General features: G+C 62.3%; 22 protein-coding genes and 1 pseudogene. 17 read left to right on the forward strand and 6 right to left on the reverse strand.

All coding sequences use genetic code 11. From position 1 onward, the window contains the following. The first annotated feature begins 187 nt into the window (after positions 1 to 187). On the forward strand, positions 188 to 1375 hold the full coding sequence (locus tag ACMDCR_RS07500) for an aminotransferase class V-fold PLP-dependent enzyme (RefSeq protein ID WP_413991930.1): 1188 nt from the start codon (positions 188 to 190) through the stop codon (positions 1373 to 1375). Positions 1376 to 1594: 219 nt separating this feature from the next. Here ACMDCR_RS07500 and ACMDCR_RS07505 read toward each other — a convergent pair whose 3' ends face one another. Further along, entirely contained in the window at positions 1595 to 1921 is a 327-nt protein-coding gene (locus tag ACMDCR_RS07505; RefSeq protein WP_413991931.1) for a nuclear transport factor 2 family protein, read from the reverse strand. A 60-nt stretch (positions 1922 to 1981) separates the two neighbouring features. Between ACMDCR_RS07505 and ACMDCR_RS07510 the strand changes: the two genes are divergently transcribed. Further along, on the forward strand, positions 1982 to 2401 hold the full coding sequence (locus ACMDCR_RS07510) for a winged helix-turn-helix transcriptional regulator (RefSeq protein WP_413991932.1): 420 nt from the start codon (positions 1982 to 1984) through the stop codon (positions 2399 to 2401). Positions 2402 to 2495: 94 nt separating this feature from the next. Further along, the gene (locus ACMDCR_RS07515; protein ID WP_413991933.1) at positions 2496 to 3842 is read left to right on the forward strand and encodes an MATE family efflux transporter; all 1347 of its coding nucleotides are present in this window, start codon (positions 2496 to 2498) and stop codon (positions 3840 to 3842) included. A gap of 77 nt (positions 3843 to 3919) precedes the next feature. Here ACMDCR_RS07515 and rhmD read toward each other — a convergent pair whose 3' ends face one another. Continuing rightward, positions 3920 to 5095 carry an L-rhamnonate dehydratase gene (rhmD, locus tag ACMDCR_RS07520; RefSeq protein WP_413991934.1) on the reverse strand — a complete coding sequence of 392 codons (1176 nt, stop codon included), beginning with the start codon at positions 5093 to 5095 and terminating at the stop codon, positions 3920 to 3922. Between the two features lie 329 nt (positions 5096 to 5424). On the opposite strand from rhmD, the gene ACMDCR_RS07525 reads away from it, so the two are divergent. Together ACMDCR_RS07525 and ACMDCR_RS07530 are read left to right on the forward strand one after the other, a co-directional pair. Then, positions 5425 to 6198: a FadR/GntR family transcriptional regulator gene (locus ACMDCR_RS07525; RefSeq protein WP_413991935.1), complete on the forward strand. Its 774-nt coding sequence runs from the start codon at positions 5425 to 5427 to the stop codon at positions 6196 to 6198. Between the two features lie 60 nt (positions 6199 to 6258). After that, positions 6259 to 7008 carry an SDR family NAD(P)-dependent oxidoreductase gene (locus ACMDCR_RS07530; protein WP_413991936.1) on the forward strand — a complete coding sequence of 250 codons (750 nt, stop codon included), beginning with the start codon at positions 6259 to 6261 and terminating at the stop codon, positions 7006 to 7008. 210 nt (positions 7009 to 7218) lie between these two features. Here ACMDCR_RS07530 and ACMDCR_RS07535 read toward each other — a convergent pair whose 3' ends face one another. Together ACMDCR_RS07535 and ACMDCR_RS07540 are read right to left on the reverse strand one after the other, a co-directional pair. Next, positions 7219 to 7473: a hypothetical protein gene (locus ACMDCR_RS07535; protein WP_413991937.1), complete on the reverse strand. Its 255-nt coding sequence runs from the start codon at positions 7471 to 7473 to the stop codon at positions 7219 to 7221. Between the two features lie 75 nt (positions 7474 to 7548). Then, positions 7549 to 7674 (reverse strand): hypothetical protein, encoded by a 126-nt coding sequence (locus ACMDCR_RS07540; RefSeq protein WP_413991938.1) that lies wholly within the window; start codon positions 7672 to 7674, stop codon positions 7549 to 7551. A 105-nt stretch (positions 7675 to 7779) separates the two neighbouring features. Here ACMDCR_RS07540 and ACMDCR_RS07545 point away from each other — a divergent pair, with 105 nt between their 5' ends. Both ACMDCR_RS07545 and ACMDCR_RS07550 read left to right on the forward strand, forming a co-directional pair. Continuing rightward, positions 7780 to 8799, forward strand: a complete 1020-nt coding sequence (locus tag ACMDCR_RS07545; RefSeq protein WP_413991939.1) for a histone deacetylase family protein — start codon at positions 7780 to 7782, stop codon at positions 8797 to 8799. A 304-nt stretch (positions 8800 to 9103) separates the two neighbouring features. After that, positions 9104 to 9298 (forward strand): hypothetical protein, encoded by a 195-nt coding sequence (locus ACMDCR_RS07550; RefSeq protein WP_413991940.1) that lies wholly within the window; start codon positions 9104 to 9106, stop codon positions 9296 to 9298. Between the two features lie 9 nt (positions 9299 to 9307). Here ACMDCR_RS07550 and ACMDCR_RS07555 read toward each other — a convergent pair whose 3' ends face one another. After that, on the reverse strand, positions 9308 to 9544 hold the full coding sequence (locus tag ACMDCR_RS07555) for a hypothetical protein (protein WP_413991941.1): 237 nt from the start codon (positions 9542 to 9544) through the stop codon (positions 9308 to 9310). A gap of 283 nt (positions 9545 to 9827) precedes the next feature. Between ACMDCR_RS07555 and ACMDCR_RS07560 the strand changes: the two genes are divergently transcribed. The 8 genes from ACMDCR_RS07560 to ACMDCR_RS07595 all read left to right on the forward strand — a co-directional run bounded on the left by ACMDCR_RS07560 (position 9828) and on the right by ACMDCR_RS07595 (position 21443). Then, positions 9828 to 11318 carry a C45 family autoproteolytic acyltransferase/hydolase gene (locus tag ACMDCR_RS07560; RefSeq protein ID WP_413991942.1) on the forward strand — a complete coding sequence of 497 codons (1491 nt, stop codon included), beginning with the start codon at positions 9828 to 9830 and terminating at the stop codon, positions 11316 to 11318. Between the two features lie 438 nt (positions 11319 to 11756). After that, positions 11757 to 13142 (forward strand): hypothetical protein, encoded by a 1386-nt coding sequence (locus ACMDCR_RS07565; protein WP_413991943.1) that lies wholly within the window; start codon positions 11757 to 11759, stop codon positions 13140 to 13142. 22 nt (positions 13143 to 13164) lie between these two features. Beyond that, positions 13165 to 16383, forward strand: a complete 3219-nt coding sequence (locus tag ACMDCR_RS07570; RefSeq protein ID WP_413991944.1) for an ATP-binding protein — start codon at positions 13165 to 13167, stop codon at positions 16381 to 16383. Positions 16384 to 16581: 198 nt separating this feature from the next. After that, positions 16582 to 17052, forward strand: coding sequence for a cupin domain-containing protein (locus ACMDCR_RS07575; protein WP_413991945.1), 471 nt, complete (start codon positions 16582 to 16584; stop codon positions 17050 to 17052). Positions 17053 to 17333: 281 nt separating this feature from the next. Further along, entirely contained in the window at positions 17334 to 17585 is a 252-nt protein-coding gene (locus ACMDCR_RS07580; protein WP_413991946.1) for a hypothetical protein, read from the forward strand. A gap of 227 nt (positions 17586 to 17812) precedes the next feature. Further along, positions 17813 to 18121 carry a hypothetical protein gene (locus ACMDCR_RS07585; RefSeq protein WP_413991947.1) on the forward strand — a complete coding sequence of 103 codons (309 nt, stop codon included), beginning with the start codon at positions 17813 to 17815 and terminating at the stop codon, positions 18119 to 18121. 323 nt (positions 18122 to 18444) lie between these two features. Next, positions 18445 to 18633 carry a hypothetical protein gene (locus tag ACMDCR_RS07590; RefSeq protein WP_413991948.1) on the forward strand — a complete coding sequence of 63 codons (189 nt, stop codon included), beginning with the start codon at positions 18445 to 18447 and terminating at the stop codon, positions 18631 to 18633. A 17-nt stretch (positions 18634 to 18650) separates the two neighbouring features. Further along, positions 18651 to 21443, forward strand: coding sequence for an autotransporter outer membrane beta-barrel domain-containing protein (locus ACMDCR_RS07595; protein WP_413991949.1), 2793 nt, complete (start codon positions 18651 to 18653; stop codon positions 21441 to 21443). Positions 21444 to 21941: 498 nt separating this feature from the next. Here the strand turns inward: ACMDCR_RS07595 and ACMDCR_RS07600 are convergent, their stop codons facing one another. Next, the gene (locus tag ACMDCR_RS07600; protein WP_413991950.1) at positions 21942 to 23648 is read right to left on the reverse strand and encodes a hypothetical protein; all 1707 of its coding nucleotides are present in this window, start codon (positions 23646 to 23648) and stop codon (positions 21942 to 21944) included. Positions 23649 to 23760: 112 nt separating this feature from the next. Between ACMDCR_RS07600 and ACMDCR_RS07605 the strand changes: the two genes are divergently transcribed. Then, positions 23761 to 24075, forward strand: coding sequence for a hypothetical protein (locus ACMDCR_RS07605; protein ID WP_413991951.1), 315 nt, complete (start codon positions 23761 to 23763; stop codon positions 24073 to 24075). A 37-nt stretch (positions 24076 to 24112) separates the two neighbouring features. Continuing rightward, positions 24113 to 24767 (forward strand): annotated as a pseudogene (locus ACMDCR_RS07610) (hypothetical protein).

Consider the following 24767-nt stretch of genomic DNA (forward strand, 5'->3'; position numbering starts at 1 on the left):
GCCTCGCACATCCAGGTGCACGGGCATCCTGCCCGTTCCTCCTATCCCACGGGTGCGGCGGTTCAAGAACGGGCAAGATGCCCGTGCACCCGGAAAAGCTTCCCTCTCCCTATGAGTCGGCTTGCGGCGCAGCGCGGCATCATTGCATGGTCTGGCCAGGACAGACGAGAAGGATGGCGGGTGCCAGATGGACGGTTCCAAGACGATGGCGCTCGGCGCCGCCATCCGGGCTGAATGGCCGCTCGATTGGAGCAAGCTGACCGTCAACCACGGTGCCTATGGAGCGACGCCCAAATGTGTGCTGGCGGCCCAGGCCGTGTGGCGCGACCGCATGGAGGCCCAGCCCAGCATCTTCATGCGCAGCATCCTGCCGGGTGCCCTTCGCACCAGCGCAGACGCTCTCGGCTCTTTTCTGAATGCCGATGGGCAGGACATCGTCTTTGTCGACAATGCGACGACCGGCTGCAACGCGGTCCTGCGCTCTCTCGATCTCAGGCCAGGCGATGAGATCGTGCTGCACGGACAGATTTATGGCGCCGTCGGCAAGACCGCCCGCTATGTCGCCGGGCGAACCGGCGCCAGGATCGTAGAGGTGCCGCTTCCCTTCCCGGGGAGCGATGCCGCCAGCTTCATCGATGCCTTGGCGGCGCGGCTGAATGATCGCACGCGGCTCGTCATCGTCGATCACATCACCTCGCCGAGCGCCCTGGTCCTGCCCGTCGAAGCTGCGGTGCGCCTCTGCCGCGATGCCGGCGTGCCTGTCCTCATCGACGGTGCGCATGGCCCGGGCCAGATCGAGGTCGATCTCAAGGCCATCGATTCCGATTGGTACGTCGGCAATTGCCACAAATGGCTGGCTGCGCCCAAGGGCTGCGCTTTCCTGTGGTCGCGGCGCGACAGGCAGGCTGGCCTGCATCCGACCACGATCTCGCATGGCTTCGAGCAGGGCTATCTCAGCGAATTCGACTGGACCGGCACGCGCGACGCCACGGCCTTCCTAGCCATCGAGGCCGCGCTTGCCTTTCACGAAAAGCTGGGCGGCCCGGCTCTGCGCCGGCGCAATGTCGACCTCGCCCACCAGGCCGGGCGCCTGCTGGCCGACCATTTCGGCACCGCCTATGGCAACGAGGCGCATCCCGTCGCCATGGCCATGGTCCGTCTGCCGTTCGGCGGAGCCACTTCGGCGGAACGGGCGCTCGCCTTGCGCGACCGGCTGCTCGACGAGTTCGGCTGCGACGCCCCGCTGATCGCCCATCCCGACGGCATCTGGGTGCGGGTATCGGCGCATGCCTATAACGAGATCGGCGACTACCAGAGGTTGGCGGAGATTTTGGACCAACTGATCCATACCGATGGAGCGGTTAATCAGAGCTGATCGGGTGGCAACAGCATTGCCAGGTTGGCGCAAACGCCGTCATTCCGGCGGAAGAGCCGGAATCCTAGAGCACAGTCTTGCGAAGATAGTGTTCACGGATCCCGGGTCTCCACTCATAAGCAAAGCTTGTGAGGAAACGGTAGCCCGGGATGGCGAGGTGTCTCCCTCCAACTCTCCAAAAAAGACGCAAGCGTCCTGCTGTCCGGGACCACAGCTCCATCAGTGGATTTCCAGCCTGGAGATCAGCCCGTCCGTCAGTCCAAAGCTGAACTCGAGATCGACCGGGCTGCCGGGAAAATTGCCCGTCACCTTGCCGACGACGACGGTGCGGTCGTTCTTATACGAAACGCGGAGCGGCTCGATGCTGTGCTGGTATTTCGCCTTGGATGAGGCCTTCCATTCGGCGATAGCCTGCAAGCCCGTGATGTCGCGCCCTTCGTCATGAACCACGGCGTCCGGGGCAAAGCAGCGCGGTATGACGGTGGCGTCGTCGCTGTTTTCGATGGTGAAGTAAAGTTCGATGGCTTTTGGCAGGTCCAGGGCCATATCTATATCCTTAAAAAAGTAGCGGTTGAGACAGGCCGTATCTGAGCTTAAGCTGCAGAAATGACAAGAACGCACGAAAAAGTAGGGTACTTACCTCAAGGTAAGGAAGCTGAGCACACGCTCGACAGTGCTGTCGAAGGCGTGGAGCAGATCTTCCGGCTGCTGGAAGGTCGCTGGAAATTCGTGATCCTGTTCCATCTGTTCGGCGGCAAGCTCAGGCGTTTCTCCGAACTGGAACGGGCGATACCGAGCGTCTCCCAGAAGATGCTGATCCAGCAACTGCGCCAACTGGAGGCCGACGGCATCGTGCGCCGCATCGTCCATCCCCAGGTGCCCCCAAAGGTGGAATATGGCCTCACCGACTGGGGCCAGGCCCTCTGCCCGGCGCTCGACGCGCTGCTGAAATGGCATGCGCAACGGGAGAAGCTGGGGGCGGGAGAGAGTGGAGCGGCGGCGCGAAGTCTTCCGGGACGAAGCTAGCCTGCACCGTCATTGCGGCGGGCGTTTGCACTTGGAAATTGTCCGTCCGCGGGATAGCTAGAAAGAAACGCTCCCTGGACTTTTTCCGATATCCATGACCGCCATTTCCTCGCCCGAAAGCACCGTCGTCCGCCCGGTCGCTGTCAGTCACCGCATTGTCTTCGGCATTGCCGCGCCGATGACGCTTGCGCATCTGTCGACTCCGCTGCTCGGGCTGGTGGACACCACGGTGATCGGGCAGATCGGCGATGCAGCGCTGATCGGCGCGGTGGCGCTGTCGGCAGTATTGTTCGACTTCCTGTTCTGGGGCTTCGGCTTTCTGCGCATGGGCACCGCCGGCCTGACGGCGCAGGCGCTCGGGGCCGGAGACAAGCTCGAACAGCGCGCTGTCTTCCTGCGCGCTTTGGTGATGGCGGCGGTGCTCGGCCTGGCGCTCATCGCGCTGCATGGCCTGATCGCCACTGTGGCCTTTCCGTTCTTCGAAGCCTCGCCGGCGGTCACCGACGCGGCCCGGCTCTATTTCGCCATCCGCATCTGGTCGGCGCCTTTCGCCTTCGGCAACTATGCCGTGCTGGGCTGGCTGATCGGCATGGGGCGCACCACCACCGGCTTGTTCCTGCAAATCGGCATCAACATCGTCAACATCCTGCTCTGCGTGCTCTTTACGCTGGGCATGGGCTGGGGTGTCGCAGGCACGGCCTGGGCGACGCTGCTGGCGGAGACCGGCGGCGTGCTGGTGGGGGTGGTCGTGGTGGCGCTGCATTTCGGCGGCGAGTTCGGCGTGCCGCGCGCTTTAGTGTTCGATCGCGCGAAGTTCATCCGCATGGCGGCCGTCAACCGTGACATCATGGTGCGCACCGTGGCTCTGCTCGCCGCCTTCGTGTTCTTCAGCCGGGAAGGGGCGAAGGCGGGCGACACCACGCTCGCGGCCAATGCCATCCTGAACAATTTCTTCCTCATCGGCGGCTATTTCCTGGATGGCATCGCCACGGCGGCTGAGCAACTCTGCGGCCGCTCGATAGGCGCCAACAACCGGCCCTCCTTCGAGGCGGCAGTACGCTATTCCGTGTTCTGGAGCCTGGTACTGGCGGTGGCGATGTCGCTGCTGCTGTTCGCCGCCGGTGGCGCCTTCATCGACTTCATGACGACGAGCGCGCCCGTACGCGAGGAAGCGCGACTGTTCCTGCCTTTTGCCGCGGTGACGCCGCTGGCCGGTGCTCTCGCCTTCACCTTCGATGGCGTCTATGTCGGAGCCACCTGGAACAGTGCCATGCGCAACCTCATGCTGGTAGCGCTGGCCTGCTTTTTCGCCGTGTGGTGGCTGCTGCAAAGCTGGGGCAATACCGGTCTGTGGATCGCGCTGGTGAGCTTCCTGGTCGCGCGCGGAGCAAGCCAGGCCATTGCCTATTTCAGGCTGATGCCGAAGGCTTTTGGCGGGTAGGGGGCGCCTGCATCACCTGCCCGCGCCGCGAAATACCCTGCCGATCCGGTCACCGGCAGGTCTTCGAGGTCCGCCACTCAGCTTCCGGCTTCGACCAGCACGGCGTCCGGGCTCTTGACCAGTCCAAAGCCAGGGCTGTCGGGCACGTTCAGGCGGCCGTTCTCGGGCACGGGTTCGTTGGAGAACAGGGGCCCGAACACGGGCAACACGCTCTGCCCGTCGGCGCTGTTGGCCACATATTCGCAATAGGGCGAATGGGGCTGCGACATCACGAAATGGTAGCTGAAGGGCCCGCTGCCATGCGGCACCACCGGGATATCGTAAGCCGCCGCGTGGGCCGAGATCCGGAGCAGTTCGGTGAGACCGCCGACCCACATCACGTCGGGCTGCAGGATATCGATGTTGCGGCCTTCGATCAGCTTGCGGAATCCGTAGCGGGAATATTCATGCTCGCCTGTGGTCCATTTGGTAGCCGGCAAAGCACGCCTAAGTAGGGCATAGCCGTCGAAATCGTCGGGATGCAGAACCTCCTCCCACCAATAGATGCCGAGATCCTTGCAGGCGGTGGCGAGCTCGACGGCATAGGGCACATCGAGCGCCATGTAGCAGTCCACCATCAGCGGGTAATCCGGGCCGATGGTCTCGCGATGGGCCTTGAGGAAGGCAACATTGGCGCGCAGCCCCTCGATACCGTCGGCCGGGCCATGGGGCAGGGGCACCTTGCCGCCCCAGAAGCCGAGCCTCCGGGCCGCTTCCGGGCGCGGGCCGGTGCAATAAAAGGTGATCTCGTCCTTGGTGCGCCCGCCGATCAGCTTATAGACCGGCTCCTCTCTGATCTTGCCGATCAAATCCCAGAGCGCGAGATCGACCACGCTTATGGTGGCGAGCGTAAGGCCCTTGCGGCCATAATACATCGAGGCCCGGAACATCTGGTCCCACAGGCGATTGAGGTCGCGCGGGTCCGCTCCCTCCAGGAAGCGCTTGAAGTGGTGCTGCACCAGCCAGCAGGCGGGCTCGCCGCCGAAGCCGGTGGCCAGGCCCACATGGCCGCTTTCGCTCTCGATCTCCACGACGATCGAGCCCATGATGTTGATGCCCCAGGAAGTGCGTGAGGCCTTGTAGTCTCCATAGCCCGACATCGGATTGGCGATCAGCGTGTCGATCAGCCAATGGCCCTGCTTCTGGCTGAAATAGTCGCCTCCGCCCGAGCCGACGAGATAGGTCCGTACTGCCTTGATACGAGGGCCGGCCATGCGGTTTCCTTTCTTCAAGCGCAGTCACTGGGGGCGCAAAATATGTAGCTAAGAAATTTGTAAGTCAAGTTTTAGGTTTCCTGGGATGCCTACGATCGCAGGGCGCAAACCCCCAGCGAACGCATCCATGATGCGCCGGTCCTTCGATGAATCTCGGCTCGCTTCATTTGACTGATTGACTGACAAGTTTAGGGATGCCAACCTTATTGTCAGGCCGCCGAAACACTGGACGGTCCTTGCGCGCCGATCTCGATTTGTCAGATGATCATAAGCTGATTCCGGCGCGATATTTGGGTTGCGGCTGGCCGGGAGCGAACAGGGAGACCGCGATGTCGGTGCTCGAAAGCATTGAGCCGTTCAGCCGCAAGCCGATCGCCGAGCGCGTAGCGGACCGACTGCTCGAGCTGGTGCGCTCCGGCAATCTCAAGCCGGGCGACAAGCTGCCGACCGAAAACGAGCTTGCGGAGGCCATGCGTGTGAGCCGCCCGGTGGTGCGCGAGGCCCTGCGCGGTCTGTCCATTCTTGGCGTGGTGGAATCGCGCCAGGGTGGACGCTGCTATGTCACCGATCTCGCGCCCTCGCGCCTGCTCGGGCCCCTGGAGCTGGTGCTCTCGCTGGACGAATCCAATGTCGATGCCCTCTATGACGCGCGTGTCGTGGTGGAGTGCGGTCTGATCCGCCGGGCGGCAGCTAGGGTCAGCGACGCCGAGCTCGCGCAATTGCATGACCTTGCGGTCGCCGGCTACAAGCTTGCCGCCGATCCGGTCAGTTTCCGCGTGCTGGACCAGGAGTTCCACATGCTCCTGATGAAGATCGCCGGCAATCCGGTGCTGGAGCGCGTGGCCGCCAGCCTCTACAAGCTTGGCATGGAATATCGCCGTGTAGCTTCCGAGACACCTGGCGTGATCGAGCGCAGCGCCGCCGAGCACGATGCGGTGGTGAAGGCGCTGGCAAAACGCGATCCCGACAAAGCCGACGAGGCCATGCGCGCCCATCTTCAATCGATCAACCGCACGACCTATGATGCCATGCGCAAGCTCGCCGGCGAGCGGCGCGGCGAAGAGCAGCCCCCGCTGATCGAGCGCGCGAGACTGCCTTTCTGAACTACCTTTCCGACGTCCCCAAAAGCCCAACATTTTTCAATTTTCAAAGGGAAGAAACGCATGACCACGATCATTCGCTATGAAGGCCGCGGCGCCGTCATCACCGGCGGTGCCTCAGGCATCGGTCGCAGAACGGCCGAGCGCATCGTGGCCGAGGGCGGCTCCGTCTGCATCTGGGATGTCGATGCGGCCCGTATCGAGGCGGTGTGCAAAGAACTCGGCCCCACGGCACATGGCGTTGCCGTCAACATCACCGATCCCGCGGCGGTGGAGAAGGCTGCGCAGACGGCCGAGCAGCATCTCGGCCGCATCGACGTGCTGGTCTGCTCGGCGGGCGTGGCGGGCCAGAACGAACTGGTGGCGAAGTACCCGATCGACGAATGGAAGCGCGTCTTCGATATCAACGTCAACGGCCTGTTCTACTGCAACCGCTTCGTGGTGCCGCTGATGCAGAAACATGGCTATGGCCGCATCGTGAACGTGTCCTCCATCGCCGGCAAGGAGGGCAACCCCACGGCCTCGGCCTATTCATCATCCAAGGCGGCGGTGATCGGCCTCACCAAGTCGCTCGGCAAGGAGCTGGCCAAGGACGGCATCACCGTCAACGCCATCGCGCCGGCTACCGTCGACACGCCGATCCTGGCGCAGGTGAGCGAGGCCCATATCGAGTATATGCGTTCGAAGATCCCGATGGGCCGCTTCGGCACGGTGGACGAGCTGGCCTCCATCATCACCTGGCTCGCGAGCGAGGAATGCTCCTTCACCACCGGCGCGGTGTTCGACATTTCAGGGGGACGGGCGACTTATTGAGCCCGGGCCCATTTCGCGCTTTAGAGGGTCATCCGGTGGGCCCCACAGGGTCAATCCGGGCGACCGAAGGGAGACCCGGAATCCATGAACACAGTCCCTCCATGGTCGTGTCCATGGATTCCGGCGCTTTGCTACGGCCGGAATGACGGCGCCGCCTGTCCGATGATTCCGCTATAACGCGGACGGGATCTGACGCCAGCCACCGACCCCTCAGTGGCTATGCTTGTCCGTGACGCTGAGTTCGAACACCAGCACAGCGAGCGCCACGGCGCCGATGAGAAGCGCCGTCAGCATCGCATCGGTGCTGGTGGCGGCGTAGCATGGCACCCCGCCATGCGCGTTCGGCAGGCAGGGATCGAAGCGGTTGGTGAGCTTGCCGAAATAGCCGCCCCTGTTTTCAAAGTAGAGGAAGGCTGCGCAGGCAAATGCCAGCACGGCAGAAAAGGCGATGCTGAGTGACCTCATGGCCATAGCTCCAGCGTTAGCCATATGTATATATGTATGGTTAACGCCAGTTGCATCAGGGAGCTGTTCCACCAGCTACAGGGATAGGGCCTTTCCGAGCGCCTCCAGCCTCTCCATCGCGAGCACGCCGTCATGAATGGTCGGCGCCGGCGTCTTTTCCACTTTGCACGCCGTCAGCCCGATGACGGGCGAGACCAGCAAGGAGACGCAGTCCACAGAGCGGCGGGCGGCTGAACCGAACGAACTTTCGCCGGCAGACTTTTCGGCTAAGACTTTTCCCGAATTCCTGGCGGGAGGCGAGTCGGCATGAAGGTTGTGTTCAGCGAGGCCCAGAGGCGGCACGATCCGACCTTCTTCCTCTCCAGCGGTGCCCAGCGTCCCAATCCGGAAGTGCCAGCCCGTTGCGACATCCTGCTGGAGGCCGCTCTCGGGCTCGGCCTGACCCAGGTCGCGCCCCCTGATGCCGGCCTTGCGCCTATCGCCGCCGTGCACAAGCCGGACTACATCCATTTCCTGCGCCACATCTATGAGCGCTGGCAGCATATCGAGGGTGCCTCCGCCGAAGTGATCCCCAACATCCATCCCGATCGCCGTAATGGAGCCTATCCCGCTTCTGCCGTTGGGCAGGCGGGCTACCACATGGCCGATACGGCCTGCCCGATCTCGGCTGAGACCTATGACGCCGCCGTCGCGAGCGCACACACGGCCTATCATGCCGCGCAACTCGTGTTCGGGGGTGAGCGGGCCGCCTATGCGCTCTGCCGTCCGCCCGGCCATCACGCCTTCGCTGATCTCGCCGGGGGTTTTTGCTATTTCAACAATTCCGGCATTGCCGCACAGGCGCTGAGGGCGCGGCATGAGCGCGTCGCCATCCTCGATGTCGATCTCCATCACGGCAACGGCACACAGGGCCTGTTCTACGGCCGGCGCGACGTCTACACCGTCTCCATCCATGCCGATCCCATCCGCTTCTATCCCTTCTTCTGGGGCCATGCGGACGAGCGCGGAGAGGGCGAGGGACTCGGCTACAATCTCAACCTGCCGCTCCCCCGCAAGACCGGCGACGAAGGCTTCCTCGCCGCCCTCGACCGGGCGCTGGAGCATATCGCTGCCTTCTCGCCAGGCGCGCTGGTGGTTGCACTCGGACTCGATGCGTTCAAGGGCGATCCTTTTGGTGGCCTCTCGGTAACCACGCGAGGGTTTGCCGCCATCGCCAGGCGCATCGCCGGGCTCGGCCTGCCCGTGGTGATCGTCCAGGAAGGCGGCTATGTCTGCGACGAACTCGGCGCGAACCTTGCGAGCTTTCTGAAGTGTTTTGCGCTTTGACAGAGTCGTTCAGAATCGCAAAGACGCGTCGCAACAATGTGCCAGAGCAAAGCAATGTTTACGCCTTGGCGCGCTTCTCTGTGATTGAAGCCTGTCATTCTAAATCCGCTAGGGAAGGCCGGCCGTGGCGTCTCCAAGGCCTGGAAGCGAAAACCGCCGGCGCCAAGGGCATTATGGACCAAAAGAACGGCTTTATTGCCGTCTTTTAATCCTGATTGGCCGTTTGTGACATCAAATTGCCCGGCTGAGCGCGCATTGTTCCTGCTTCCTCGAATCTTGTCGGGGAAATAGTGGAGATGGTCGGATGAACAGCTATCTTGCGGAGGCAGCCGCCTTCCTGGCTGCATTCTGGCTGCCCTATTTCTGGAAGATCCTGGTGGCCGACATCGTCATCGCGGTGGTCATCCTGTCGGGCTATTTCTGGCTGAGGCGCGCGGAGCACTGCACCTCTGCCCCCACCGAATTCAAATGGACCGACAAGCGGCACCATCGCAGGTGAGCGAAGGCATCAATGCCTGACCACACCCCTCGGTGCGGTCCTCGATATCCATGTCACCAGCGCCGATTTGAACGAGACAACCGCCTCGCGAGCGATCGGTATGCGAATGATGGCGCCACCTTCAAATTCGAACTCAGCGACCGCGAAACGGCGATGGTCCGGCGCGGTCAGGCCCCGAAACCGGGTTAGAAGCGGCGTGACGACCGGACCGTCATTGCCCTCATGCACGTCCGTGGGATCGCTCATGGCACCACCCGATTCCGTATATGCATTGATCCTCCCTCATATGGGGAAAACCTGTGACGCGCCCGTGATTCAACGATAAGATTGTGGAGTTTCACCCGATTTTTTGCGACACGCCATCGCGCGCAAGGTATCATGATGCTTGATGGCGGGGGGTCTGGCTCGGCTTGCCGATTTTGCCGATGGAATGTTGCAGCAGTGCAGCCAAGGTGAAATGTACAAGTGACTTGCGCGGGGCGGAGTGCAACTATACTGTGGGAAAGGAAGATCACGGAGCTACTCTGCAATGTCCTTCGACAAGAAAGTGCAGTCTCCAACCGCCGGTAGGTCCGGATCCGGATCTGTTTATCAATATAAGGGCTGGCTGTATCTTCATGTCGAGGGAGAGCCGTATGATCGAGGCTGGCATCATGGCTTTCTTCTTGCCGCAGAGATAAGAAGTGCACTCGACAGTATCGGCATATTATTATGGCAGGATACAGGGCTACCTTTCTCCTGGTATGCGGCCAATGCCCGTGCGATGTGGCTCGACCGTCTCGCTGGTGACGACGAGGGCAGGCTAACGGACGGTTCCGGTCGCGCGGCGATCGAGGAATTGCGCGGCATCGTGGATGGGGCGAACGCAAATCGCGCGGCCGATGCAGCCGAGATCACCATCGACGATATTCTGGGCTGGAACGGCTATCCCGAACTGATCTGTCAATGGCTGCCGGCGGTGATGTCCGGGGCGCTCAAGCCGGCCGTCCCGGTTCCCGGCGATCCTGGTCGCCTGGAGAAGATCGTCGCCAGCGGACGTTTTTCGACGGTGCATCATTTCCTCCCGCACCATTGCAGCGCCTTCGTCGCCACGGGGGACTGGACCGAGAATGGGGAGATCGTGGCGGCGCACACGACATGGCAACGTTTTGCCAATGGCGATTTCTACAACGTCGTCCTCCATCTGGTGCCGCCGACGGGGGAGGGCCTGCCGATCCTCATGCAGAGCGTGCCGGGCTATATCGCCAGCAGCATGGATTTCGGCCTCAATGCGGCCGGGCTTGTCGTCGCCTCCACCTCGATCTCTGCTTCCGGCTTCGATCCCGAGGGATTGCCCTATTTCTTCAGAGCACGCCGGGCCGGCCAGCGTGCTGCAACGATCGAAAATTGGGTCGAGCTCTTTCGCCGGGGCAACAACGGCGGCTACGTCAATACCTGGCTGCTGGCGGAGGCTTCGAGCCGGCGTGTCGCTGCCTACGAACTCACCAAGGCTCACGAGGAATTGCAGCCTCCGCTGGCCTCAGGGGCCTATTGCAGCTGCAACATCCCGCTGTCGGTGCCGATCAGGGTGCTCGACACCGGCGGCTCGGGATATGACAACATCCTTCAAAGCGGCGGCCGCCGCATCCGGTTCGAGCAACTGATGGCCGAGCATAAGGGCCGCATCGACGCCTCCGTTGCCCGCGCCATCCTGGCCGACCACCGCGACCTCTACACTTGCAACGACCTGCCGAGCGGGCGTACCATCTGCGGCCATATCGATGTGGATCCCGGCAATTTCGGCGGCGGGCACGCTCCTTACTATCCCTGGGGTTCCCTTGACGGCAAGGTGACCACAGGGGCCATGGCAAGGGAATTGTCGCTGCAGGGACGCTGGGGGCGGGCGTGCGGCACGCCATTCCAGGCCTCGGGGTTCTTCGCTCGCGCTCCCCAATATGGCTGGATGAGGAGCCTGACCCGTGATCGGCCGAGCCAGCCCTATTGCCTCTTCCGGGCCGGCGGAGACCCGGTCCGCCTCTAATCTTCCGTTTTTAAATAATTTCGATCGTTTGTCGTAAGTTGTGCTTATAAATTGGGCATTCTGACCACCAGGTTGCAGTTGTGAAGCCGCGATCGCCGGCATTACACTCCACATGGATTGGTTTGATTTGCTCCTCAGTTATGAATTTCGCTATTTAGATAAAGATGGCTTTCGCAAAAAATATGAATAAGTATGTTGTCTTGATTCTGAGCCGGAGTGAAATGATTTTTAGGTTGAAACTTGCTGTACTGTCTTCCAATTTTGGTAATGATAGAAGATATTTCACCTCTATATCGTCCTTGTCGTAACAAACGTGCCGTGTGACCTTCCAATTCGCGGGGATGAGCTGCTATGCCAGCCTGGAGACAAGCCTTTCAATATGGTATACGTGACCTGGGATTGGCAACGATCCTGCTTTGTGCCGGCTTGCTGGGGGCAATGTCGGACGCTTTTGCTGCGGATCCCTTTGCCGCCAACAATGGCGTCTATCCAACCGCCCAGGAGTGGCGGGGTCCCTACCGCGTCTCCAACTACAATTATCCGGAGACGGCAGAGAGTGCGTGGCTCAAGAAACTCGAAGACCTCAGGCAAAAGCAGCCGCAGTTGCGCGGCAAGCTCACACCGGACACCGCCGGGCTCTACGTCGATGCGCTCAAGCAGTTTCTTGAGCCTTCGATGGAAGCGATGATCGACAGGCCGGACAAGTTCGATCCAGCGGCGACCAACTGGTACAGCATGCCTTGGACCGGGGAAGGCAGCCCCACCAGTAGCGGCGCCACCGACACCACCAGCGGGCGGGAGGCTATTCTCGGCTCCTTCTCCGGTCAGGTCATCCAGGGCAGCAGTTTCAAGCTGCAGGCTATGGCCATGATGCTGAAAACCGGGCAGCAGATGCAGTTGGCCTATACCGACCTGCTCGCGGACATGCAGAACCATACCGTCATCTACTACGATCCCGTCGCAGCCACGATGCTTCGCAAGGTCTGGGCCGACCCCTTCAATCCCAATGCCCGGGCTGCTGACTTTCCCGAAGGGGCCCTCGTCATCAAGGCCGGGGCGGTGACGGCCACCGAGAGCCAGTGGCCGGTGGTGAAGGGTTCGGCCATCTGGCACGTATTCCGGCCGCCGTTCCAGCCCTACAACGATCCCAATCCTCCTTCCAACACGCCGAAGGTGACGGAACTGCGCGTGCTCCAGTTCGATGCCATCGTGAAGGATACCATCGCCTCGCCCGATACAGGCTGGGTGTTCATCACCTGGGTCTATAAATTCAATGCGCCCGGCTCACGGCCTTGGGACCGGCTGGTGCCGCTCGGCGCCATGTGGGGCAACGATCCCGAACTTGCGCAATATCCCGATGGCGTCGGCCCCTCGGGCAAGCTGCAGGAAACCTGGATCAATCCGGACGCTCCCGACTACGCCAGGAAGACCCTGGGGTGGGGCGGCCGCTTGTCGGGGCCCATCGACGTGTCCCTGCGCCATGGTATCGTGTTCACCAACGGCCAGATCCCCGGCAGTGGCGTGCGCGCCTCCTCGTGCATGAGTTGCCACGGCACGTCGCAGTATCCTTTCGTCGCCAATCTCTATCCCTCGCCCAACAAGATCTTCCCGAAGGACGGGGACACCTTCCTGCTCTATCCGCCGGGTTCGCGCGAATGGTCGTGGTGGTTCGCAAACCGGCCGGGCAAGGAGGCGCAGAACAAGGCCAACGACGTCAGTGCGGTCGGGCTCGACTATGACATGCTGCTGACCTTCGCTCTGAGTAATTTCAACAATGCGTCGGGCCACCCGGCGCTCGTCCAGCCCCGTTTCAGGGTGCATTGATGATTGCGGAGGTGCCGGGCGCGTGAGTAGGATCTGCCGGGAATGTCTCTATGTGAATGCCGCGGCGGCGCGCTTCTGCGGTGGTTGTGGCATTCGCATCGAGGAGGCGTCGCCGCTGCCAGTGCTTGAAAAGGCGCCGAACGGGGGAGCGGCCAATGTGGCGCAGCTCTCCTTCGGCGAGCGTCGTCTCCTGACGGTTCTTTTTGCCGATGTGGTGGGCGCCACCCAGCTCGTCGACAGGATGGATCCTGAGGATCTCGTCGACCTGATGGACGGCTACCAGAGCACCATCACAGCGGTGGCCGCGCGTCATCGCGGCGTCGTCAGCGCCCGGCTCGGCGATGGCATGCGCATCCTGTTCGGCCATCCCGTCGCACTGGAGGATGCCGCCCATGCGGCCGTGCGCGCAGGCCTCGACATCGTGCGCGCCGTCGAAAACCTGGGCGAGCAGTTCGGAGCGCCGGAGGATGTGGCGCTCCAGGTCCGGGTCGGTATCGCCACCGGCACGGTTGTCGCCTCCCTGAAGAATGCGGCCGAGGGCCTGGAGGACAATCTCGTCGGTTCCCCGCTCAATCTCGCTGCCCGCCTGCAGCATGTCGCGCCGCCCAATGGCGTGGTGATCGCCGAGTCGACGTATAAGCTGGTCTCGACCTCCTTCGCGCTGCGCGACATCGGCCTGCACGATCTCAAGGGCTTCCAGCAACTCGCCCGTGTTTATGAGGTGGGTGGGGAAATCCGGGACCAGAGCCGCTTTGAGCGCCGATTGCGCCAGGCCCGGACGCCGATGATCAACCGGGCCCATGAGCAGGAGATCCTGGCGCAATGCTGGGCGCGTGCGCGCCAGGGCCAGTCCGAATTCGTCTCCATCTATGGCGAGGCCGGCATCGGCAAGTCGCGCCTTGCCAATGCCCTCACCGAGCGGCTGGCAGACGAGCCGCATCTGGTGCTGTGGATGCAGTGCAAATCCACTTTGGTCAACACGGCCCTGCATCCGCATATCGATCTGCTCGAACGCATCTGTGGCATCGAGGCGGATGACGGGCCGCCGGCCCGCATTGCCAAGCTGCGCACCCTGCTGAGCGACGAGGACGAGGAAAGCGAGGAGGCCCTGGCCTTGCTGGCGCCTCTCCTGTCGATCCCCCCTGGTCCGGATGTGCCCCGCCTCGTGATGAGCCCGCATCTGCAGCAGCAGCGCACCTTCGATTTGCTGCTGCGCCTGTTGACGAGCGCCGCGGCCCGGGCGCCGGTGCTGCTCATCTATGAGGACCTGCACTGGATGGATCCCTCCTCGGGTGCTCTGGCGGCGCAGATCGCCAGCCAGGCGCGGGCCGCGCCCCTGATGGTGGTGGGCACCTCCAGGCCAGGCCGTCCCTTCCCTTGGGGCGAGGGGCGCAATGTCACCACCCTCAATCTCGGCAGGATGAGCAGCAGCGAAAGCGCCGCCATCGTATCCTCCTTTACGGCCGGATCGAGCCTTGCGCCCAAAGTGGTCTCCCGCATTGTCGCCCATACCGATGGCGTGCCGCTCTTCGTCGAGGAGATGACCCGCATGATCGTCGATGCCGGCCAGGACGGCGCCGATTCCGACTTGCCCGAGACCCTGCGCGACCTGCTCACCGAAAGGCTCGACAGGCTGGGCCGGGCCAAGACCGTTGCGCAAATCGGCGCGGTCATCGGGCGCGAGTTCCCCGTGGAACTGGTGGCCGCGGTCGCGCGAGTCCCTGCGCCCTCCCTTGCGGATGAGATCACGCAACTGCTCGAATCCGGCTTGGTAACCGGCTCCGAGGATAGCGATGTGCTAGTGTTCAAGCACGCGCTCGTGCAGGACGCGGCCTATTCTTCCCTCCTGGCCCGCGATCGCCGCGAGTTGCATGCCCGCGTCGCCGCGCAGCTCATAGCGGAAGCCGAGAACAGCGTGCCGGATTCGCCCGAACTGGTGGCACGTCATCTCAAGGCCGCGGGCGATCCGCTGGCAGCGGCGCAATGGTGGCTGCGTGCGGGCGTACAGGCCATCCAGCATGGCGGCGTCGCCGAAGCCGTGGCGCATCTCGAGGCGGGTCTGGAAGGTCTCGGCGAGGCGAAGCAGGGGGAGGCACGGCAACTGGCGGAACTCGATCTGCTGGCGCTGCTGGGCCCCGCCCAGATGGTACGGAACGGGCCGGGCAGCCCGCTATTCGGGGATGTGCAGCGGCGCGCCTTCGACACCATGAAGATCCTGCCCGGTCAGCCGGCCCAGTTCCCTGTGACTTACGGCCTCGCCCTCTTCCATTGGGCGCGAAACGAACTCGATAACGCCGAACGCTTGGCACGGGAACTGGTAACGACGGCCGAGATGCAGCCGACGCCGGAATTCGTCATGGCCGGCAACAACATGCTCGCCATGGTTCTCTTCCATACCGGCCAGCCGCAGGAGAGCCGCCGCCTGCTGCAGCAATCGGTGGGCCTCTACAACCCTCCCGAACATGGTGGGCTCTATCCGCGCTACATGATGGATTTTGGCGTGTTCGGGCGTTTCTACCTTGCTCTGGCGAGCTTCGCCTGCGGCGAGGCCGAGGCGGCGCGTGGCCTGGTGAAGGAAGCCCTGCCACTGGCCGAACAGCTGCAGCAGCCCCATTCCCAAGGCTTCGCCATGCTGGCGAATTTCGTGATCGCCTGTATGCGCCGCGACATGGAGCATGCCCTGTTCCATGCCGAGCGCTGCATTGCGTTCTCGGGCGAGCAGGGCTTTCCAGAATTCGTCGCCATGGCCACCATCGTCAAGGGTTGGGTGATCGCGCATCGGGGCTATATCGCCGAGGGACTGCCGATGCTCGAGCGGGGCGTCGCGCTCTGGAAGACCACCGGCTTCGAAGCCTGGCAAGCCTGGTTCGGCGCGCTCAGGGCCGAGCTCCTGGTAAAGGCCGGCAGGGGCCGGGAGGCGCTTGAGGAGATCGCAACACAGGAGGCCCGCCTCGCCCTCAATGGCGAGTGGCAGTTCGCCAGCATCCTGGAGGCCACCAAGGCGCAGGCCCTCGAACTCGAAGGCGCCGCGCCCGAGCTGATTGGCGGCACCTATGAGAGGGCACTCGACATCGCCAGGACGCAGCAGGCCGCGGGCTGGCACTTCCTCGTCTCGGCGGCCCATGCCGCGTGGATCCAGCGCGTGGGTCAGTTCGAGCAAGGGCGCCAGATTCTTGCCGGCGCCATCGCGCTTCTTCCGTCAGGGGTGGCGCCGGCGGATCTGATCGCGGATTGGCTGTGAAGAAAGGCCGAATGTTCTCGCCTTTTGCCGTGGGCTTTCGTTAGAGCCCGGCAAGACAAGATAAGACCAGGAGAGGGCGGGCGCGACGGAGACGCCCGGCAACCTCCGCCAATGGCGTCAATGATCTGGCGCGGATGTTGCACCCCGGCAAATTATGCTAGCCCATAGGCCCTGTCAGCGAAGATTGGGAGGCTCAGTATGCCGAGGATCGACCTTGCGGATGTTCCGCGACGCGAGGGCGCGGGATATCCGCCACCGTTCGATGCCCCCTGTGCCCAACGTGTGCGCCAGCGATTGGGCAATGCCGGCGGTCTCACCGATTTCGGGGTCAATCTCACGCGGCTGCCGCCGGGCAATTGGTCGAGCCAGCGGCATTGGCACTCGCATGAGGACGAATTCGTCTATGTGCTCGCAGGCGAACTGACGCTGATCGAGGATGACGGCGAAACCCTGCTGCGCGCTGGGGATTGCGCGGCCTTTCCCAAGGGCTCCGGCAACGGCCATCATATGATCAACAGATCGGGCGAGACGGCCGTCTATCTCGAAGTCGGCTCGCGTCATCCCGCCGACCTCACCACCTGCTCGGATATCGACATGATGAGCGCCAATGCCGACGGCCGGTTCGTGCACAAGGATGGCACGCCCTGTGAGACCGATGGGCACGGCTGAAGGGCTTCAGCGTTGTCGATTGTCCAACGGGGACACACAGGGAAGGGCAAACGACACGAAGCGGCCGACCACCGCTTGGAGTCGGTGGCCGGCCGGTATCTGTAGAAGCCGATGTCGAGCGTTCGGCAAACAAATCTGTAATACAATTACGCAGGCCTTCAACTTACGGTTTTGTAATTTCTGCCTTGCCAACTAATTTGTATTATCTGCAAAGGGCGCTAGCCGGCTAAAGATTTGGTGATTATTATTGCCGGTCGAAACTCGATTGTTGGGAGCTATCCGTGTCTGCGGATACCTTTTACGCGGTTGTGCCCTTTGTTCGGGATGAGCGTAACGAATTGGTGGCGCTGGAGCCTAAATCAGCGCCCACCCGATATTCCGCATTACGGGAGGCCTCTTTTTCGATCGGAAGAATGGAAGGAGATGTCCGGATCGTCGGCGCCGTGGTGTTCTCCAGAGGCAGGGATGACAGCGGCGCCTTTGAAGACATCCTCGTTCTTGCCCGCTACGGAGAAACGCCAACCGGCGACTAGGGCGTTTTATCTTCACGCGGAATCACCAAGGATCGCAAAATGCTTTTGATATCAAAGCCTTCCTTTAGAGGGCCGCTCCCGTGTGAAAGCATTTTGCTCGAGGGTTTTACTGCCAGGGCCTGTTTCTGCGACATTGACGTGTACCGCGCGGTACTGACGGGTCACAGCAATTTTGCCAATCTCGCGCTGCAATCCACCTATCGGATTGAACATGGGATTTGGCTGAAATGACAATGATCACTCATTCCAAAGTCGTCGCGTTCGTCGCGACCTTGGCATTTGTGGCGATCAGTTCTGTCGCCAATGCGCAAGGTCCGTACATTGTAAATGGCGCGCCACCCGCACCCAGAATCGCTGCCCTGATGGCTCGCGCGAATATGCCGCCTGGCTATTACTGGTGGGATTCCCAGACCTGTGCTTACGGGCGGGGTGCCAATCCCCTCCCGCTCGGCAAATACTGCCCCGACGAAGACCCTGGAAATGACCCAGCGCTTCGCGCGGACAGCCCATTAACGCTTTGGGACCTCATGCACTAAGCCAAAGAGGCCCGCGGCTCCGTCGAGAAGGGCGCCGCGGGTGATGGCTGTGGCCTTTCTACGGGCGATATCTACCGCGAGGCAGTGGCCATCCCATTTGATCTCATATGCCCAGTTCTCTCCAGTTGGGATCTTTGGCACGAGCGTGGCAACGCCGAGCTCGATCCGCTCCGACAGGGGATCACGGAAGAGACCGGACTGGTGTGGATCGATCGGACGCGGCGCCCTCGAGCTCGGAGCGCTGATGCTCGACTTGTGTTCCTTGAGAATGATGGAGCGGACAGGCATTTTACCGGGTTTGCTCATATTCCTCGGTATCGTCGATGGCGATGGCCATTGCAATCTCGGCCATCCTCCGTTTGCTCACGCTGCCCGCCTTCGATGATAAAGCACGCGGCCTGGAGCTGGTGTTGCGGGGGCGCCACATCGTTAATCATATTGTATTACTTTACCGCCCGGATCTTGTCGGACAAATGGGTTCCCTCCATCAATGTCGGCATTTAAGCCGCTGATTTGAGGGAATCTTTTTATGCGACCGCTCGGACGCGCTATTGGTATTATTTTACTTACATCCACAAAGAAGCGGCTACTGACGAACGTCTGCTGCGCCGCGCTGATGCTGGCTTGGGCGGTGTCGCCGGCCTGGGCCGGTGGCGGGATTGGCAGCGGTGCCACCGTTCCCAACGTTGGCACCAGTAACCCCGGTACAGGCGGCGTGGACGGATCGCCTGCGAGCGCGACCGGCAAAGACGCCACCACTATCCGTGGAGGCAACGTAGTGGGCGGCGGCGGTGGCGGCGGTGCCACGGATCTCACCACCGGCAATGGCGCTGCAGGCGGCGCAGGTGGTCTCTTCTACACCGGCGGCAGCGTTACCACTGGCACTGCCGGCACGACAGGCACAACGGGCGTGCAACTCACGGCGCCGACCAGCGTCCTCTCCACCACGGTCAGCGGCGGCACGGGAGGAGCGGGCCCGTTATCCGTTCCCAATACGAGCACCGAAGGCGGCGGCGGCGGCGGTGGCGTCGGCGCCAGCGCGGTGGGCGATGTCGAGGTGATCGGGACAGGCGCCGTCACGGGCGGAAGCGGCTCCGGCGCGGCAACCGGTGGCGGTGGCGGCGGCGGGACAGGCCTGTTTTCTTCGGCCAGTGTCATCGTCGATGCGGGAGGGACGGTCACTGGCGGTGCCGGCGGCAGCGGCAGGACTTCGGGCGGTGGCGGTGAAGGCGGCACCGCAGTCATCCTGACCAATGGCGGTACACTCGCCAACAACAGCACGCTGACGGGCGGCGTTGGCGGAACCAGCATGTTCGGCGCCGGTGGCGATGGCGGCGCCGGCGTCCAGATGCTGAACGGCGGAACCGTCGTCAACGGTGCCGGCGCCTCCATTACGGGTGGCGCTGGTGGCGTGTCGCCCAATCGAACATTTGGCTTCATCGTGAGTCCGGGACGCGGCGGCGTCGGCATCAGCGGCGCCAATTTGACCGTCGTCAATGCAGGCACCATTGCCGGCGGCCTCAGCGGCGCGGCTCGAACCGGAACGGCTCCCATCGTCCAGGCGAATGCGATCCAGTTCACGGGTGGCGTAAACTCGCTGGAAATTCAGGCCGGCTCGACGATCAGCGGCAATGTCGTCGCCTTCAGCGCGGCCGACACGCTGAAGCTGGGAGGCGGCACCGATGCCAGCTTCGATGTGTCGGCCATCGGTGCAGCGGCCCAATATCAGGGCTTCGGCAATTTCGAGAAGACGGGCACCAGCACCTGGGCGCTGACGGGTTCCACCACCTACTCGGGCAACGTGACGGTCGCGCAAGGCACATTGCAGGCCGGTGCTGCCAACATCTTCACTGCGGGGGCCGCCTTCACCGTCGACGCCGGTGCGCGGCTCGATCTCGCCGGCTTCGACCAGACGGTCGTGAGCCTGACCAATGCCGGCACCGTTTCCTTGAATGGTGCGCCGGGAACGCAACTGACGGTGACCGGCAACTATGTCGGCCAGGGCGGAACGATTGTTCTGAACACCGTCCTCGGGAATGACAGCTCGCTGACCGATCGCCTCGTGGTCAACGGCAATGTGTCGGGCAATACCCTGCTCGATATCCGCAATGTCGGCGGTTTGGGCGCCCAGACCGTCAACGGTATCGATGTCGTTCAGGTCGATGGCACCTCGACGGTGGATGCCTTCAGCCTTACGCATGCGGTTGCCGTGGGCGCGTTCGACTACGGACTATTCAGGGGCGCCGACCAGGACTGGTACCTGCGCAGCGTCAATGTAAACGGCAGTCCTGGCCTGAACCCTTCGGCGCAAACCGCCCGGCCCTATGCCGACATCCTCGGCAACTATGCGCTGGCCAGCCTGGGTACGCTGGCGCAGCGCGACGGCAATCGCATCTGGCCCGATGGCACGCCGCCCCAACTCGCCGCGGATCTGCCGCCCGCAGAGGCGATGCGCTATGCGCCCGCCGGACCCGCGATCTACGGCGCCGGGGCCTGGGGCCGGATCGTAGGGCAGTATTCCTCCTATGACCCCAAGGCGGGCTCGTCCTACACGCAGAGCCTGGGCTTCACCCAGGCCGGCTACGAGGGGACGGCCTACGAATCCGCGGCCGGCGATCTCTCGCTCGGGGGCTATGCAACCATTGGCACCTCGCGGGCGGACATCGACCTGACGCGCGATCCCGTCACGGGCGCAGCGCGTGGCTCGGCCCATATCACCAGCACGGGTTATGGTCTTGGCGGCACCATGACCTGGCTCGGCAGTGATGGATTCTATGCCGACGGCATCGGTCAGTTCACCTGGTACGACAGTGACCTTTCCAACCAGACCACAGGCGACGACGAGGGCTGGTCCACGGCCCTGAGCCTGGGAGTCGGCAAGCGCTTCACCCTGGGTTCCGGATGGGCTGTGGTGCCGCAGGCCCAGCTCGCCTGGACGCATGTCGACTTCGACAGCTTCATCGATGAGAACGGTTCGCTCAACGAACTCGGCAAGGGTGACAGCCTGAGGGGACGCGGCGGCCTGCGCCTTGAGAAGCTCGACACCTGGAAGGGTGAGGACGGCCAGGTCAGGCGCGTACAGCTCTATGGGGTCGCCAATCTCAGCTACGAGTTCCTGGACGGGACCTCGGTGGAGGTCGACAGCACCGAGATCGATCAGCAGGAGAAGAAGCTGTGGGGCGAGATCGGCCTCGGCGGGACCTATGCCTGGAACGACGAGTGGAGCCTGAACGGCGAGGCAAGCTATGGCGCGGCCCTGGCCTCGAACGCCGGCAGCAACTACGCGGTGAAAGGCACCGTCGGCCTGCGCTATCGGTGGTGAGCCGCCTTGATGGAAACGCTGGCGCGATGATGCATTTTTGGATGATAACGCGAGCGTGAGGCGGGCTCCCGGGGGTCCACACGGAATTTGCGCGCTTAAACGACGTGACCCCCAGCGCTGCACTAGTGGTACGAAATCTTACGCTTCTCAAGTCAATCATCGCTCGAACGATCAAATGGAGAAGCCCGATCGCTGCAATTAAATTGAGGCTCTTGGAGCACCAGGCTCATCTTTAAATGCAGTTCCTGATCGAAAAGGGCGCAATCTCACAATTAAGTACGGTGCGACAACCCGGCCCAGCATTTAAAAATGTCGTCGTGAATATGCTCGAATTAGACCCCAGTGATCAGCTTCCGCATGGGCGGTGAGTTTCGCACCTAAACAGGCATTTTCCCAAGAAATCCGGTAGCGGCCCGGCTACTTCGCAGTAGAGAGGGCTTCGATGGCAAAAGGTTGCTGCCACGAAGCAGGAGAATTCGGCATGCTACGGAGTTGCGGTCAAGGTGGAATGGGGAGCTCAGCCTTACGCAGCGACGCCAGGAACCGATCACGATCCGCTGGCTGGACATTTTTTAGCCCCGCCCAAGATCGAACGTTCGTCGCGAATTCGGGGGCGTGTGTCATCAACCATCGGCGTTGCGTTGCGGCCTCATCGGCAAGTCCGGCTTCTGCGAAGATCGCAGCCGCAATAAGGTGGTAGGCAGGATTGTCCATAACCGCAGCCTTCCTGACCAAGGTAGCTGCCTCCTTGTAGTCTTTGCGTACATACGCGCAGATCGAGAGAATGGTTTCATAGTATCCTGAAGGCCCAGGATTACGATCCAGCGCTTCCGCGATCAGTTCGCACCCCTCGTTCCATTGTCCGGAGTCGGCCAGGCGGGACCCGTATTCTCCCATAAGCTCGGTATCGTTTGGATTTGTCGCCGATGCACGTTTACCGACATTCAAAGCCGCGTCGAGCTGTCCGTCGAAATAAAGGGTCAACATCTTGGCCTGGAGGGCTCGTACGTTCTGCGGATCGAGATCAATGGCGCGATTTGCCGCCGCAATGGCTCGTTCAAGCGAGGCCGGCGACGTTGACGCATCAACCGGATAGCCAAAGCGCATCTCGTCGATATAGGTCTGTGCGAGAAGCGCCCAAGCCGTAGCGTAGTTTGGAAAGCGGGCCACTGCGTCCTCAAGGCATTTTCGCACATTCGGATGGGACTTGGCATCAAGATTGGCGCGGTATGCGAAATAGGAAAGGGTGCACGAATAGGCTGACCAATCGCCGGTCGTAGCCTGCATGCTGCGACTGGCATCCGCCTTGAAAATAATTCCATAAGGTTGCCCGAGCGCCGTCGCGACCTGTCGTGCAATCTCGGATTCGACTGCAATGATCTGTGAGGGCTCGAAAGCGGTCTCGTAAGTCTGAGCCCAGAGTACCGCAGAGTCTTCCGCATCCGATACGCGGGCCTGCAAACGAAGCTTGTCCGCAGCCACGCTGACGCCGCCTGCAAGAATGTAGCGAGCATTGCGCGCTATGGGCTTGGCGCTGCCGTCGTCTTCAACCGTCACTATATCCTTGAATTTTGCCAACTGGCCGATGATCTCCTGGGTCAGGCCCTTGACGACGACACGCGACGCGCCAGAGCCGGTAAGATCTTCAAAAGGTCGGACCATGAGGCGCGGAATAGCGGGCCCGACGGGTGGAGCGGCCGCAAAAAGCGTCAGCAGTCCAAAGGTGACAGCGGCTGCCGCGGCAAGCGTCGCAGCCAACGTGAGGGGTACAAAGCGACGTCGAGACGGCAGTCTGGTTGCCTCTGCTGGCGGCCGAAAGGTGACATTTGGCTCAAAGAGCGGGACATATCCACCCTTGGGAATCGAGATCCTAACGAGGTCTTCATGCCCGGCGGCCGCGTAATATTGATCGAGCGCTCGACGTAGTCGACCTGCCTCAAGCCGCACGATTGGATCACCGTGGGCATCGAAGTTGCTGTTGCGGCCGAATACATCGGTCGCAATCGTGAAGGCCTTGATGCGATCGGCACGGCCGGCCAAGGTCTCGTCGACCACATAAGCAAGGAAGTCCCGGGAGCGCTGGGTTGCTTCGAAGGCGGGCGTTTCAAGGATCCGCTTGAGCTGTGCGCGGACGCTTCCATCGGTGGTGGGAACCTCCGCGGGCAGGGAGACCATCTGCGGGGCTATACGCTCCTCGCGCGCCAACAGGCCTCCTAGCGCGCGGACAGAGGCGAACCACGAGCCCATGGCGTAATATTACCCCCCAATTTGCGTAATGTTACGCTCGATAAGCCTCTACCCACCCTACAATCATCCCATGATGACGGCGAGAGGAAATGTCATGGGCAGCTTAGACGTCGAAGGGCTGAACTCGGCGAAACGGCATTTTCCGAACCGTTCTCAAGATGTCGAATTGCTTGCCCAAGAAAGCGAGAGCTTCCGCGACCTGTGCGACGAGTTGGTGACCGCGGAGAAGGCGCTGGCCACCGTCGACCAGCTCGATGAAGCAACGCGTGCAGAGCGGCGCCTCGAATGGCTCGCCTATATCCGGAGCGCCCTGGCGGCGATCGAGGCCGAGCTGCAGCACGTCAATATCATTCCGATCGAGCGCGGCAGTCGAAGGCAGTCATGAAGCAGTCAATACCCGGATCCACGGGGGGGGAAGAAAGATGACACCGACATTGACGGCTGTCGCGGTGCTTTTATGCGCCGCAACGGGGGTGCCGGCGATAGCGCGGGATGCGATCCAGGCACCCGCTCAAAAAACCATCGGCGTTGTTCAGAGAGCTGGGGTCGAACCAGCGTTGATTGTCATGAACGCGGCCGGCGCCAAGCTCGATGGCACTCAGTTAACGCTGCTCAGCGCCGCGCCCAATTCGATCATATTCGCCGACCGGCCTGTGCGGGGCAGCAGGTCACGCGCTCACCGCGCATCTTCTCGAAGAATGGTACGCGGGATCCGACAGCTTCGCCAAGGATCCGCCCAACGCCACCATCTCAGTTTTCAGCAAGGATGGCTCCACGGTGAAGGACGCCGTGGTCACCCTAAGATCGCCCAAGATTGAGGGAGCGAACATCACGTTCGACGTCGCTGTTCTGGAGGGCGCCATACCGGTCGACGCCGACGGGCCGGCCTCCATTTTCATCGACATCATCGGCCTGCCATTCACGCCCCTTTCCTTTGCAGGTGCAGCCAGGCGAACCGCAATTCGCGGGGCGTTCTACGCAGGCGCCGCAGCTGGCGCAACCTACGGTTATCCCCCGCCTCCCGAAGTCTACCCGTATTACCACCCTTATTACCCTGCCCATCGGCCTTACTGGTAA

Source organism: Labrys okinawensis, from assembly GCF_047345005.1.
In the GTDB taxonomy this organism is placed as follows: Bacteria; Pseudomonadota; Alphaproteobacteria; order Rhizobiales; family Labraceae; genus Labrys; species Labrys okinawensis.